The sequence below is a fragment of the Pseudomonas sp. S1_G07 genome, from assembly GCF_054668565.1.
This window is the reverse complement of the sequence record NZ_CP162778.1, coordinates 590,352-604,364: the sequence shown is the minus strand read 5'-3', so window position 1 is coordinate 604,364 and position 14,013 is coordinate 590,352. Positions and strand designations below refer to the sequence as shown.

9 protein-coding genes are annotated in these 14,013 nt (G+C 62.8%); 7 read left to right on the top strand and 2 right to left on the bottom strand.

Going from position 1 to position 14,013, the window contains the following annotated elements; translation table 11 throughout:
- Positions 1-103: 103 nt before the first annotated feature.
- On the bottom strand, positions 104-1,009 hold the full coding sequence (locus AB4O05_RS02830) for an energy transducer TonB (RefSeq protein WP_460164834.1): 906 nt from the start codon (positions 1,007-1,009) through the stop codon (positions 104-106).
- Positions 1,010-1,111: 102 nt separating this feature from the next.
- The gene (gene gshB, locus AB4O05_RS02825) at positions 1,112-2,083 is read right to left on the bottom strand and encodes a glutathione synthase (RefSeq protein WP_460133259.1); all 972 of its coding nucleotides are present in this window, start codon (positions 2,081-2,083) and stop codon (positions 1,112-1,114) included.
- 238 nt (positions 2,084-2,321) lie between these two features.
- Between gshB and pilG the strand changes: the two genes are divergently transcribed.
- The 7 genes from pilG to AB4O05_RS02790 all read left to right on the top strand — a co-directional run bounded on the left by pilG (position 2,322) and on the right by AB4O05_RS02790 (position 13,951).
- Positions 2,322-2,729, top strand: coding sequence for a twitching motility response regulator PilG (pilG, locus tag AB4O05_RS02820; protein ID WP_460133262.1), 408 nt, complete (start codon positions 2,322-2,324; stop codon positions 2,727-2,729).
- Between the two features lie 46 nt (positions 2,730-2,775).
- The gene (gene pilH / locus AB4O05_RS02815) at positions 2,776-3,141 is read left to right on the top strand and encodes a twitching motility response regulator PilH (protein ID WP_460133265.1); all 366 of its coding nucleotides are present in this window, start codon (positions 2,776-2,778) and stop codon (positions 3,139-3,141) included.
- A 12-nt stretch (positions 3,142-3,153) separates the two neighbouring features.
- The gene (locus AB4O05_RS02810; RefSeq protein WP_460133267.1) at positions 3,154-3,678 is read left to right on the top strand and encodes a chemotaxis protein CheW; all 525 of its coding nucleotides are present in this window, start codon (positions 3,154-3,156) and stop codon (positions 3,676-3,678) included.
- Positions 3,675-5,723, top strand: a complete 2,049-nt coding sequence (locus tag AB4O05_RS02805; protein ID WP_460133270.1) for a methyl-accepting chemotaxis protein — start codon at positions 3,675-3,677, stop codon at positions 5,721-5,723. Before AB4O05_RS02810 ends, AB4O05_RS02805 begins: the two co-directional genes overlap by 4 nt.
- A gap of 80 nt (positions 5,724-5,803) precedes the next feature.
- Complete coding sequence (locus AB4O05_RS02800; protein ID WP_460133273.1) at positions 5,804-11,623, top strand: Hpt domain-containing protein; 5,820 nt, start codon at positions 5,804-5,806, stop codon at positions 11,621-11,623.
- Positions 11,616-12,071 (top strand): chemotaxis protein CheW, encoded by a 456-nt coding sequence (locus tag AB4O05_RS02795; protein WP_460133275.1) that lies wholly within the window; start codon positions 11,616-11,618, stop codon positions 12,069-12,071. The genes AB4O05_RS02800 and AB4O05_RS02795 overlap by 8 nt, the downstream gene beginning before the upstream one ends.
- A 209-nt stretch (positions 12,072-12,280) precedes the next feature.
- Positions 12,281-13,951, top strand: a complete 1,671-nt coding sequence (locus AB4O05_RS02790) for a BCCT family transporter (RefSeq protein ID WP_460133278.1) — start codon at positions 12,281-12,283, stop codon at positions 13,949-13,951.
- The last annotated feature ends 62 nt before the right edge of the window (positions 13,952-14,013 follow it).

The window sequence follows — 14,013 nt, the reverse complement described above, 5'->3', positions numbered from 1 at the left end:
TCTGGCACGCAGGCTGTTGTCTGACACACCGAGATTGACTGAATGGGGCTGCTGCGCAGCCCAACGCGGGGCAAGCCCGCTCGCCACAGGGGCCGGGTGTTACCTAGTTACTGGAGAGGCGGTCGCCTTTGGCGAATTTCCAGGTGCGAATGATTTCCAGGCGGTCCACGTCGTTCAGGTCGCCGGTAAACGGGGCGAAGGGCGCGGCCAGGCGCACGATGCGTTGGGCGGCCTGGTCCAGCAGCGGTTGGCCGGAGGACTCCAGCACCTGCACTTCATATAACGTGCCGTCGCGGTTGATCGACACCAATAAGCGCAAATTGCCGTAGATCTGCTGGCGCCGTGCCTCGTCCGGGTAGTTGAGGTTGCCGATGCGCTCGACCTTCTTGCGCCATTCTTCCTTATACCAGGCGCCTTTGTCGCGCATGGTGGAGGCCGCGTTCAGACGATAGATGCGCGGGCGCTTGGCGTACAACTGCTGCTCGTTGGCCAGTTCGGCTTCGAGGCTGGAAATCTGGTCGGACAGCGTCGAGCTGTCAAAGGTTGGCGCCGGTTTTACCGGTTCGGGTTGCGGTTCGGTCTTGGTTTTTTCGCGCTGGACCGGGGCTTTTTGCGGTTTGGGCGCAACGGTGGTCACGGCAGGCTTGGGCGCTGCCTGCCTGACCTCGGGCTTGGGGGCCGGTGGTGGCGTGACTTTATTGATCTTATTGTCCTGGAAAGGCGCCACTTCGGTGGTCTTGGGAATGGCTTTCTTGTCGAGGGTGCCGCTGCCCTGCTGGTTGTCCTGGGCAAGAAAGTCGGCCTTCTCGGGCTTTTTTTCGCTCTTGAACGTAGCGAGGGTGATTTCCAGGGTCTTGGTGATCTGCTTGGGTTCGACCAGGGTGAAACCCACGCCGAGAATCACCGCCAGATGAATCAACGCCGCCAGAAACAGGGTGAATCCGAGGCGATCAGCCGGGCGCACGCCGCGGTGGGAGAGTTCGGGGGGCAGATCGGACGGCACAGGCATAAAAACCAACATCGCTGGTATCGGGGTTCGGCATGATAGCGCAATGTTGGTTTTTAGCTTCAAGCGACAAGTTACAAGCTGCAAGCTTTGACGCGGTCGGCCTTAAACTTGCCGCTTGGAGCTTGCCACCTGCAGCTTCGCGTCTATCGCGGCCATCAGCATTTCGCCGATGTTCGTGCCAAATGCATTGTCGATCTCGCGGATGCAGGTCGGGCTGGTGACGTTGATTTCGGTGAGATGTTCACCAATCACGTCAAGGCCTACAAACAGCAAACCTTTCTCGCGCAGGGTCGGGCCTACCTGGCTGGCGATCCAGCGATCCTTGTCCGACAACGGCCGTGCTTCACCACGTCCACCGGCCGCCAGGTTGCCTCGGGTCTCGCCCGCTGCCGGGATACGCGCCAGGCAGTAATCCACCGGCTCGCCATCGATCATCAGGATGCGCTTGTCGCCATCCTTGATTGCCGGCAGGTAGGCCTGGCCCATGATCTGCTGGGTGCCCAGGACGGTCAGGGTTTCGAGGATCACCGACAGGTTCGGATCCCCTGCGCGATGGCGGAAGATCGAGGTGCCACCCATGCCATCCAGCGGCTTGAGGATCACATCGCCATGCTTGGCGGCAAACTCACGCAGCACATCGGCACGGCGGCTGACCACGGTCGGTGGCGTGCACTGCGGGAACAGGGTGGCGAACAGCTTTTCATTGCAGTCGCGCAGGCTCTGCGGCTTGTTGACGATCAGCACGCCGGCGCGCTCGGCCTGTTCCAGCAGGTAGGTGGAGTAAACGAACTCCATGTCGAACGGTGGGTCCTTGCGCATCAGGATCACGTCCAGATCGCTCAAGGGGCTGTCGATTTCGTCTTGCAGTTCGAACCACTTCTCAGGGTTGGCAAACACCTGCAGCGGGCGCATGCGCGCGCGGGCCTGGCCGTCGCCCTGGTACAGGTCGCGCTGCTCCATATAGAACAGGCTCCAGCCGCGGGCTTGCGCGGCCAGGAGCATGGCCAGCGAGCTGTCCTTTTTATAGGAAATGCTGGCAATAGGGTCCATGACAATGCCGACGCGAACGCTCATGGGGATTTCCTCTAACAAATTAGCAAGCATAAAAGTGGCGTCAGAGTGGCGCTGCGGCTGTTGTGGGTCAAGGAAAAACCACCTGGCGGGTGGCTCGATAGATTGCTCCCCGAGACTGTGCTAAAAAGACTGCCACGGTGCAGCAGCCCTTGATTTGCGAGGCTTGCGGCGCCCATCCTGTGCAACATCAGGCAGTACACACCGAAAACCGATTCGCTGTGGCGATGGTAGAGCAGATATGGAACAGCATTCCAACGCCTTGAGAGTGATGGTGATCGACGATTCGAAAACGATCCGCCGCACCGCCGAGACGCTGTTGAAGAACGTGGGGTGCGAGGTCATCACGGCGATCGACGGTTTCGATGCCCTGGCCCGGATTGTTGATCATCACCCGCACATTATTTTCGTCGACATCATGATGCCGCGCCTGGATGGCTATCAGACCTGCGCCCTGGTGAAGAACAACCCGGCATTCAAGGCGATCCCGGTGATCATGCTGTCCTCCAAGGACGGCCTGTTCGACAAGGCCAAGGGGCGCATCGTGGGTGTCGATCAGTTTTTGACCAAGCCGTTCAGCAAGGAAGAACTGCTGGGTGCGATCAAGGCCTATGTGCCCGGGTTCGCCGCAGTAGAACAAGCACACTGATGCCGCCCCACGAGGGCCGGCACCGACCAACGTAGTGGGGAAAACCATGGCACGCATTCTGATTGTCGACGACTCGCCGACTGAAATGTACAAACTCACCAGCATGCTGGAAAAGCATGGACACCAGGTCCTCAAGGCCGAAAACGGTGCCGACGGCGTGGCCCTGGCCCGCCAGGAGCGTCCCGACGCCGTGCTGATGGACATCGTGATGCCGGGCCTCAATGGCTTCCAGGCCACTCGCCAGCTGTCCAAGGAGCCGGAAACCAACGGCATCCCGATCATCATCATCACCACCAAGGATCAGGAAACCGACAAGATCTGGGGCGCGCGCCAGGGCGCCAAGAGCTACCTGACCAAGCCGGTGGACGAAGACAAACTGATCGACACCCTGAACAAGGTGCTGGCCGTCTGACGGCACGCCATCATGACCGAGTCGCAAACCGCCTTCGAGCTGCTGCTGGACATCGACCGCCGCTGCCGCCTGCTGGCCGCCGACCTGCCCTCCCAGGAAGCCCGCCTGCACCGCTGGAGCGGGATCGGCTTTCGCCTGGGTGAGCATTGGTATGTCGCGCCCATGGGGGAAGTCGCCGAAGTCCTGCATGAGCCGCGTTGCACGTTGATGCCCGGGGTCAAGGCCTGGGTCAAAGGGGTTGCTAACCTGCGCGGGCGCTTGCTGCCGGTCATGGACCTGGGTGGTTTTCTGGGGCTTGCGCTGTCCAGGGCGCGCAAGCAGCGGCGGGTGCTGGTGGTGGAATATCAGGACATATTTGTCGGGTTGCTGGTGGACGAGGTGGTGGGTATGCAGCATTTTGCACAAGATGCGCTGATGGCGAACGCCAGCCCCGGCGCGCCGTTTATCCAGGGCCGGTTCGACGGCGACCCACTGTGGCAGGTGTTCAGCCCCTTCGCCCTGGCCCAGGCCCCAGGCTTCATGGATGTTGCCGCATGAGCACTGCTACCCTCAAACCCCAGGCCGGTTCGCGCAGCCGTTCGCAGATCATCGTGCTATTTATTGCGCTGATCGTGTTCATCATGCTGCTGTTCGCCAACTTCGCTTACCTCAATACCCAGTCCACCTACGACAAGCAGTACATCGGCCACGCCGGTGAGTTGCGTGTGCTGTCCCAGCGCATCGCCAAGAATGCCACCGAAGCCGCCGCCGGCAAGGCGGCCGCATTCAAGCTGCTGGGGGATGCACGCAACGATTTTGCCCAGCGCTGGGGCTACCTGAAAAAAGGCGACCCCGAAACCGGCCTGCCCGCCGCCCCCAGCGCGGTTCGCACGGAAATGCGCGCGGTGCAGACCGACTGGGAAGCGCTGTTGAAAAACACCGATGCGATCCTGGCCAGTGAACAGACGGTACTGTCCCTGCACCAGGTGGCCGCGACCCTCGCCGAAACCGTGCCGCAGTTGCAGGTGGAGTCGGAAAAGGTCGTCGATATCCTCCTGCAACGCGGCGCCCCGGCCAGCCAGGTGGCGTTGGCCCAGCGTCAGTCGCTGCTGGCCGAGCGCATCCTCGGCGCGGTGAATACCGTGCTCGCCGGCGACGAAACCGCCGTGCAGGCCGCCGATGCCTTCGGCCGCGATGCCAACCGCTTTGGCCAGGTGCTCAATGGCATGCTCAACGGCAGCCAGAGCCTGCACATCACCCAGGTCGAAGACCACGACGCCCGTGCACGGCTGGGGGAGATTGCCGAGCTGTTCGAGTTTGTGTCCGGTTCGGTGGATGAAATCCTCGAAACCTCGCCGCAACTGTTCCAGGTCCGCGCTTCGGCAAGCAATATTTTCAATCTGTCGCAAACCCTGCTCGATGAAGCCTCGCTCCTGGCCACCGGTTTTGAACACCTGGCCAGCGGGCGCAGCTTCGACACCATTGGTGGCTATGTGCTCGGCCTGCTGGCGCTGACCTCGATCATCCTGATCGGCCTGGTGATGGTGCGCGAGACCAACCGTCAACTGCACGAGACCGCCGAAAAGAACGAGCGCAACCAGAACGCGATCATGCGTCTGCTGGATGAGATCGAAGACCTGGCCGACGGCGATCTGACGGTGACCGCCTCGGTGACCGAAGACTTTACCGGCACCATCGCAGATTCGATCAACTATTCCGTGGACCAGCTGCGCGATCTGGTCGCCACCATCAACCTCACCGCCGGCCAGGTTGCCGGCGCGGTACAAGAGACCCAGGCCACCGCCATGCACCTGGCCCAGGCCTCGGAGCATCAGGCCCAGCAGATTGCCGAAGCGTCCACCGCGATCAACCAGATGGCCCAGTCCATCGACCAGGTGTCGGCCAATGCTGCCGAATCCTCGGCGGTGGCCGAGCGCTCGGTGGAGATCGCCAACAAGGGCAACGAGGTGGTGCACAACACCATCCACGGCATGGACAACATCCGCGAACAGATCCAGGACACCGCCAAGCGCATCAAGCGCCTGGGCGAGTCATCCCAGGAAATTGGCGACATTGTCAGCCTGATCGACGACATCGCCGACCAGACCAACATCCTTGCCCTCAACGCCGCCATCCAGGCGAGCATGGCCGGGGATGCCGGGCGTGGCTTTGCCGTGGTCGCCGATGAAGTGCAGCGCCTGGCCGAGCGCTCGTCGGCCGCCACCCGGCAGATCGAAACCCTGGTGCGGGCGATCCAGGCCGACACCAACGAAGCCGTGATCTCCATGGAGCAGACCACCACCGAAGTGGTGCGCGGCGCTCGGCTGGCCCAGGACGCCGGGGTGGCGCTGGAAGAAATTGAAGGCGTGTCCAAAACCCTGGCTGCGCTGATCCAGAGTATTTCCAACGCGGCCCAGCAACAGACCTCATCGGCGGGGCAGATCTCCCTGACCATGAACGTGATTCAGCAGATCACCAGCCAGACGTCGTCGGGTTCCACCGCCACCGCCGAGAGCATTGGTAACCTGGCGAAAATGGCCAGCCAGTTGCGCAGGTCGGTGTCGGGGTTCACCCTGCCGCCGCCCAAGCAGAGCGATGATTGAAGCCCGCTCCCAGAGTAAATCTCCTGTTGATTTGAGCTATCAGTCAGACAAGCAACCCATGAATTCTAAGCGGAGCAGTTATGGTTGATCGGCACGACTACGTGGCCCTCGAATGGGTCAAGGGCGAGATTGCCGAAACCCTGAAACAGGCCCGTTCGGCGCTGGACGCGTTTGTCGAAACCCACGACGGCGACGTGATCAGCCAATGCCTGGCCGGTATCCACCAGGCGCATGGCGCACTGCAAATGGTCGAGTTCTACGGCGCGGCGCTGCTGGCTGAAGAGATCGAGGCGCTGGCCCTGGCACTCCAGGCCGGGCAGGTCAGCCAACGCGATGAAAGCCTCCGTCTGCTGCAACAGGCGCTCGGCCAGCTGCCGCTGTACCTCGACCGGGTGCACAGTGCTCGGCGTGATTTGCCGCTGGTGGTGCTGCCGCTGCTCAATGACCTGCGCAGCGCGCGGGGTGAAAGCCTGCTGTCGGAAACCAGCCTGTTCAGCCCGCAACTGCCGGCGATTGTGCCGCTGTCGGACGAGGCCCTGGCCCAACGCGCGCTGCCGGACCTTCACGAACAACTGCGCCAATGGCACCTGCTGTTGAAACAGGCCCTCGCCGGCCTGCTGCGTGAAGACCACGGGCCGAGCAACCTGGAAGACATGGCACGGGTGTTCGCGCGCCTCGAAGCGCTGTGCCAGGGCGCACCGCTGTTGCCGTTATGGCAAGTCACCTCGGCGTTGGTCGAAGGCATGCTCACCGGCGTGATCGCCAACAGCCCGGCACTGCGCAGTTTGCTCAAGGCCAGCGACAAACAACTCAAGCGCCTGCTGACCCAGGGCATTGGAGGTATCAACCAGGCTGCGCCGGATGACCTGCTCAAGAGCCTGCTGTTCTACGTCGCCAAGGTCACTCGGCCGACCCCGCGCATGCAAAGTTTGAAAGAACGCTACAGGCTGGACGAGGCGTTGCCCGACAGCGCCGTGGTCGACGCCGAGCGCGCACGCCTGGCCGGGCCCGACCGCAATGCCATGGGCTCGGTGCTCGGTGCTCTGTGTGAGGAGTTGGTGCGGGTCAAGGAACGCCTTGATCTGTTCGTGCGCAGTGACCGCCAGCACACCGACGACCTCGAGGCGTTGCTGGCGCCCCTGCGGCAGATCGCCGACACGCTGGCGGTGCTGGGGTTTGGCCAGCCGCGCAAGGTGATCATCGACCAGTTGGCCGTGGTATTGAGCCTGGCCCAGGGGCATCGCGAGCCCAGCGACGCGGTGCTGATGGACGTTGCCGGCGCCTTGCTGTACGTCGAAGCCACGCTGGCGGGCATGGCCGGCAATGTCGAGCCGCAAAGCCGTGAAGAAAACCGCCTGCCCACCACCGACCTGACCCAGATTCACCAGTTGGTGATCCGCGAATCCTGTCAGTGCCTGAAGCAGGCCAAGGAACTGGTGATTGACTGCATCGAAGCCGACTGGGATCGCCAGCGCCTGGAATCCCTGCCGGAGCTGCTCAGCCAGGTGCGCGGCGCGTTGGCGATGATTCCGTTGCCGCGCGCCGCGAGCCTGATGCGCGGTTGCACCGATTATGTCGGCGAACAGTTGATGGTCAACGACAGCTCGCCGTCCGAGGCGCAGTTAGGGGACTTCGCCGACGTGATCAGCAGCTTGGAGTACTACCTGGAACGCATGCTCCTGGACCCCGACGTCGCCGGTGAGCGGGTGCTGGAGTTGGCCACCCGCAGCCTCGCGGCGTTGGGTTACCTGCCGGCGGAAAAACCTTGGCGCCAGGCGCTGGTCCCGCCTGAGGGCGCGCTGTCGAGCGAGCTTGCGCCGAGCCAGTCGCAGTTCGACGCACTGGCCAGCCCCACGTCGCGCCTCAACCCGCCGGCCCTGCAACGGCCCGGCAGCCTGCTGCCGCCACCGGCCGATGAAGAACCCATCGACGACGAGCTGCGTGAGGTCTTCCTCGAAGAAGCCGCCGAAGTCCTTGACGTGCTGCATCGTCACCTGCCCAACAGCGCCGACAAAGCCGCCCAGGGCGAAATGCGCCGTGCCTTCCATACCCTCAAAGGCAGTGGCCGCATGGTGCGCGCCCTGGTGCTGGGCGAGCTGGCCTGGGCCGTGGAAAACCTCCTGAACCGCGTGCTGGAGCGCAGTGTGGCCCTCGGCCCCGAAGTACGGCAGGTGCTGGACGAAGCCGTGGCGCTGTTGCCGGAACTGATCGCCGACTTTGCCCATCACGCCCAACGCCAACGCAATGAAGTCGACGCCCTGGCCGCCCGCGCCCACGCCCTGGCCAGCGGTGCCGCCGCGCCGGCCGTCGAGCCCCATGACCCGATGCTGCTGGAGATCTTTCGCAACGAAGCGCAAAGCCATCTCGACAGCCTCAACCACTTCCTGCAACAGGCCACCGAACATGTGCCGCTGCAAGTCAGCGATGAACTGCAGCGCGCCCTGCACACCCTCAAGGGCAGCGCCTACATGGCCGGGGTGTTGCCCATCGCCGAACTGGCGCGCCCACTCGATCACCTGACCCGCGAATACAAGGCCCGTCGCCTGCCACTGGACCTGGACGAAGTGGAGTTGCTGCTGGAGGCCGAAGGCCTGTTCCAACGCGGGTTGCGCCAACTGGACAGCAACCTGCTGGTGCCGATCAACGGCGCGGCGGACCTGATCACGCGCACCCAGCGCCTGCTCGAACATCAGCTTGAAGCGCTGCTCGATGCGCCCAATAACGGCCTGCGCATCAAGCGCGACCCGCAACTGATCGCCAACTTCCTCGCCCAGGGCATGGACATCCTGCTGGACGCCGAAAGCCTGCTGCGTCATTGGCAGGAACACCCCGGCGAGCGCCAGGAACTCACCGCGCTGCTGGATGAACTGACCACATTGGGGCAGGGCGCGCACAGCGCCGACCTGCACCCCATCGATGAATTATGCGAGGCCTTGCTCGACCTCTATGGCGCCGTGGAAGAAAGCAGCCTGGCGGTCAGCGCGCGGTTTTTCCAGGAGGCCGAACAGGCCCATGACGCCCTGATCAACATGCTGGACCAACTGGCCGCCGGCCAGGAAATCAGCCCGGCACCGGCACGGGTGCTGGCCCTGCGCGAATTACTGGAAGGGGCCCTCGACCCGTCCGCCACCGGCCTGATCAAAAGCGACGGCAGTCGCGCCTTGAGTATCTCCGAGCTGGGTGCCGCCACGGCGCGGCTGCAGCACGAAGCGCCGATGGACGATGAGATCGTCGAGATCTTCCTCGAAGAAGCCGTGGATATCCTCGACAGCGCCGGGCAGTCCCTCAAACGATGGCTGCTGGACCCCGACAATGCCGCGCCGTTGTCCTCGCTGCAGCGGGATTTGCACACCCTCAAGGGCGGCGCGCGCATGGCCGAAGTCGGCCCGGTGGGCGACCTGGCTAACGAGCTGGAATGCCTGTATGAGGGGCTGGTGGACCGTCGCTACAGCTATTCCACTGAGCTGTCCCAGGTGCTGATGGCCTGCCACGAACGCCTGGCTTTGCAGTTGGATGAACTGCAACAGCACCAGCCGTTGAGCGACAGCGCCGAGTGGGTCGCCAAACTGCGCGAACTGCGTCAGGGCAGCATGCCGCCAGCGCCAGCCAGCGTGCAGGAAACCTCGGGCGCCGACCCGGAGTTGCTGGATATTTTCCTCGAAGAAGCCGCCGATATCCTCGACAGCTCAGGCAGCGCCCTGTTGCGCTGGCAGGCCGAGCCCGGCAATCGCCAGGAGGTGGAAACCCTGCTGCGCGACCTGCACACCCTCAAGGGCGGTGCGCGCATGGTCGAGATCGGGCCGATTGGCGACCTGGCCCACGAACTGGAGTTTCTCTACGAGGGGTTGTCCGCCGGTTTGCTGGCGCCGACCGCCGAGTTGTTCGCGCTGCTGCAAGGCTGCCATGACCGCCTGGCGCAGATGATCGATGCCGTCGCCGATGGGTTGCCGGTGGGTTCGGTGGATAAGCTTATCGAACGGATCAAAAGCCTGGTGCACCCGAACGCTGAGCCGGTGGTGCCGGTGACGTTTCCTGCGGGCAAGGCCGAAGCGGTCGTCGACCCTGGCGCCGATATGGTAAAGATTTCCGCCGACCTGCTGGACGACCTGGTCAACCTGGCCGGTGAAACCTCGATCTTTCGTGGGCGCATCGAGCAGCAGGTCAACGATGCGAGCATTGCCCTGCACGAAGTCGAAACCACCATCGAACGCATGCGCGACCAACTGCGCCGGCTCGACACCGAAACCCAGGGGCGCATCCTCAGTCGCCAGCAGGCCGAGGCCGAGCGCCTGGGCTACGAAGAATTCGACCCGCTGGAAATGGACCGCCATTCGCAGTTGCAGCAATTGTCCCGCGCGCTGTCCGAATCGGCCTCCGACCTGCTCGACCTCAAGGACACGCTCGAGCGTCGCAACCAGGATGCCCACGACCTGCTGCAGCAACAGGCGCGTATCAACACCGAGTTGCAGGAAGGCCTGATGCGCACGCGCATGGTGCCGTTCGAACGCATGCTGCCGCGCCTCAAGCGCATCGTGCGCCAGGTGGCGGGTGAGTTGGGCAAGGATGTGGAATTCATCGTCGGCAATGCCGAAGGCGAGATGGACCGCAACGTGCTCGAGCGCATGGCGGCGCCGCTGGAACACATGCTGCGCAACGCCGTCGACCATGGCCTGGAGTCCCGCGAGGTACGCCTGCAGGCCGGTAAGCCGGAAAAAGGCCGCGTCACCCTGGACCTGACCCACGAAGGCGGCGACATCGTCTTCGATATTCGCGACGACGGCGCTGGCGTGCCGTTGGATGCGGTGCGGCGCAAGGCGATCAAGCGCGGCCTGCTCGACCCCAACCAGGAGATGAGCGACCGCGACGTGTTGCAGTTCATCCTGCAGCCGGGGTTTTCCACCGCTGAAAAAATCACGCAGATTTCCGGGCGTGGCGTGGGCATGGACGTGGTGCACGAAGAAGTGCGCCAGCTCGGCGGTTCGATGTTCATTGAGTCGACGTCGGGGGTGGGCGTGCACTTTCGCATTCGCCTGCCGTTTACCGTGTCGGTCAACCGCGCGCTGATGGTGCAATGCGCGGACGATCAATACGCGATCCCGCTCAACACCATCGAAAGCCTGGTGCGTGTGCTGCCCCATGAACTGGCGGGTCACTATCAACAGGACCCGCCGTGCTACGAATATGCCGGCCAGCGCTACGAGTTGTTCTACCTGGGTGACCTGTTGCACACCGTCGGCCGCCCGACACTGCTGGGCCAATACCAGCCGGTGCCGTTGCTGCTGGTGCACTGCAATGAGCGGCATGTGGCCGTGCACGTGGATGCGATGGCCGGGACCCGGGAGATTGTGGTCAAGGGCCTGGGCTCACAGTTTGCCGGGGTGCAGGGCGTGTCCGGCGCGACCATCCTGGGCGACGGTCGCGTGGTGCTGATCATCGACCTGCTGGCGCATATCCGCGCACGGCAACCGGCCCTGCCGGCGCAAGCGCTCGATGCGCCGCTGATCCTCCATGACCCGCTGAAAAAGCGCCCGCTGCTGGTGCTGGTGGTGGATGACTCGGTCACTGTGCGCAAAGTCACCAGCCGCCTGCTGGAACGCAACGGCATGAACGTGCTCACCGCCAAGGATGGCATCGACGCCCTGGCCGTGCTCGAGGAGCACACCCCGGACCTGATGCTGCTCGACATCGAAATGCCACGCATGGACGGCTTCGAAGTGGCGATCCAGGTGCGCAACGACCCCCGCCTGATGCGCCTGCCGATCATCATGATCACCTCGCGCACCGGCCAGAAACACCGCGACCGCGCCATGGCCATCGGCGTCAACGACTACCTCGGCAAGCCGTATCAGGAGTCGGTGCTGCTGGAAAGCATCGCCTATTGGAGCAAGTCCCATGCTTGACCATCGCACCAGCCAACTCACCGGCCTGCTGCTGCCGCTGGCTGACCGTCACCTGGTGCTGCCCAACGTCGCCGTGGCCGAACTCATCGACTTCCAGCGCGGCGAACCGGCCAGCGACGCACCGCCGTGGTATCTGCGGCAAGTCACCTGGCGCGACCGGCAAATACCCTTGATCAGCTTTGAAGCGGCCTGCGGCGAAGCCAGCTTGACCGGCGAACGCTCACGCATCGTGGTACTGAACGCACTGGGCGGGCGGCCAACGTTGAAGTTCATTGCACTGGTGATCCAGGGGATTCCGCGCTCGTACAAGCTCGACAGTGAGTTGAGCTACGTGGACGTGCCCTTGTGCCCGCTGGAGCTGGCGGCGGTGCAGGTGGGCGAGCATGTGGCGAAAGTGCCGGATTTGATGGGGCTTGAAGCGCTGCTGGTAGAGTCCGGGCTGGCCTGAGCGCAACCCGTGCGGGTGTAGATACCGGGTGATGACCAAGGAGGGGAACGTAACGCCCTGCATACGGGTCATAAACGCCTCACACGCTTTTGCTCCGTCCAAGCGGCGGAGCTTGTAGGATAGTTCCTTCACCTCTCTCGTTAACCATAGGAACAGCGGAGTCAATAAACGAGCGCGTGCAACAACGCGCCACTACCAAGGAGGCCTGTATGGGTGACAAACCTATGGCTGATATACCGGCCAATCCCCACACTTCGAGTGAGGATGGCATCCCGGCGCCAAGCGGGGCAGCCAATTTGATCGATACCGATTATGTAATCGGTCAAGACAACATCAAGGGCGAGTTTTCCTTTTCGCTGGACATCCATGGCAAGGTTTTCATCATCTCGGCGGCGACCATTGTGCTGTTCGTCATTTTGACGCTGGCGCTGCAGAACGAAGTCGAGCCGTTATTCAGTGCGATACGCAATTGGCTGACCGGCCATCTGGCCTGGTTCTTCATGAGCGTGGCCAATATCTTCGTCGTGTTGTGCCTGGCGCTGATCGTTTCGCCTCTGGGCAAAGTGCGGCTTGGAGGCCGGGACGCCACGCCGGATCATACCTATATAGGCTGGTTTTCAATGCTGTTTGCCGCCGGTATGGGGATCGGCTTGATGTTCTACGGCGTTGCCGAGCCCATGTCGCATTATGCGGCGTCGATGGGCGGAGTGACCCTCGATCCCAATGGTGTGCGCACCGATTGGGCACCACTCGGTGGCGCGGCCGGGGACATGAAGGTTTCCGCCGACCTGGCGATGGCTTCGACAATATTCCACTGGGGCCTGCACCCTTGGGCGATCTACGCGATTGTCGCGCTGTCGCTGGCGTTGTTTTCGTACAACAAGGGTTTGCCGCTGTCGATCCGGTCGATCTTCTACCCGTTGCTGGGGGAACGCGTCTGGGGCTGGCCGGGGCATATCATCGATATCCTGGCGGTGTTCGCCACCTTGTTCGGCCTTGCGACATCCTTGGGGATCGGTGCTGAGCAGGCGGCAGCGGGTATCGAATACCTGTTTGGCATCCAGTCGACGAACCTGAGCAAGGTGGTGCTGATCATTGGCATTACGCTGATTGCGCTGTGGTCGGTACTGTCCGGCCTGGACAAGGGCGTCAAGCTGCTGTCCCAGATCAACATGGGGCTGGCGCTGCTTCTGTTGCTGTTCATTATCGTCGTAGGCCCAACCCTGGCGATCTTCAGCGGCTTCTTCAAAAACCTGGTGACCTACGTCGAATACCTGCCCGCGCTGTCCAACCCCTTCGGGCGCACCGACACGCAGTTCACCCAGGGCTGGACGGCGTTCTATTGGGCATGGTGGATCAGTTGGTCGCCGTTTGTCGGCATGTTCATCGCCCGCGTAAGCCGTGGCCGCACCGTGCGTGAGTTTTTGATTTCGGTACTGCTGGTGCCGTCGCTGGTCTCGGTATTGTGGATGACTACCTTCGGTGGCACTGCCATCGACCAGACCACGCTCCAAGGCTTCATGGGCGTCAAGGACGCGGTGCTGGAGCTCAAGTTGTTCGCCATGCTGGGGCACTTGCCACTCAAGGAAATCACCTCATTGCTGGGGATTATCCTGGTCATCGTGTTCTTCATCACCTCCTCCGATTCCGGCTCGTTGGTGATCGACACCATTACCGCGGGCGGCAAGGTAGACGCACCGGTGCCGCAACGGGTGTTCTGGGCGGTCATCGAGGGTGTGATTGCTATCGCCCTGCTGCTTGGCGGCGGGCTGGTTGCCTTGCAGGCCATGGCGGTTTCCACGGGATTGCCGTTCGCCATCGTGTTGATGCTGGGCTGCGTTTCCCTGGTCAAGGGGCTGATGTCGGAGCCGCGATCCTGAGGGGCGAGGCGAAGACTGAGTCATCGTTGTAAAAAAGGTGCGCCGCAGGGCGCAATGTCAGT

Coding starts and splice junctions, on each gene's coding strand:
- AB4O05_RS02830 (WP_460164834.1), bottom strand. CDS start 1,009: ATGCCTGTGCCGTCCGATCTGCCCCCCGAACTCTCCCACCGCGGCGTG.
- gshB (WP_460133259.1), bottom strand. CDS start 2,083: ATGAGCGTTCGCGTCGGCATTGTCATGGACCCTATTGCCAGCATTTCC.
- AB4O05_RS02805 (WP_460133270.1), top strand. CDS start 3,675: ATGAGCACTGCTACCCTCAAACCCCAGGCCGGTTCGCGCAGCCGTTCG.
- AB4O05_RS02790 (WP_460133278.1), top strand. CDS start 12,281: ATGGGTGACAAACCTATGGCTGATATACCGGCCAATCCCCACACTTCG.
- pilH (WP_460133265.1), top strand. CDS start 2,776: ATGGCACGCATTCTGATTGTCGACGACTCGCCGACTGAAATGTACAAA.
- pilG (WP_460133262.1), top strand. CDS start 2,322: ATGGAACAGCATTCCAACGCCTTGAGAGTGATGGTGATCGACGATTCG.
- AB4O05_RS02810 (WP_460133267.1), top strand. CDS start 3,154: ATGACCGAGTCGCAAACCGCCTTCGAGCTGCTGCTGGACATCGACCGC.
- AB4O05_RS02800 (WP_460133273.1), top strand. CDS start 5,804: ATGGTTGATCGGCACGACTACGTGGCCCTCGAATGGGTCAAGGGCGAG.
- AB4O05_RS02795 (WP_460133275.1), top strand. CDS start 11,616: ATGCTTGACCATCGCACCAGCCAACTCACCGGCCTGCTGCTGCCGCTG.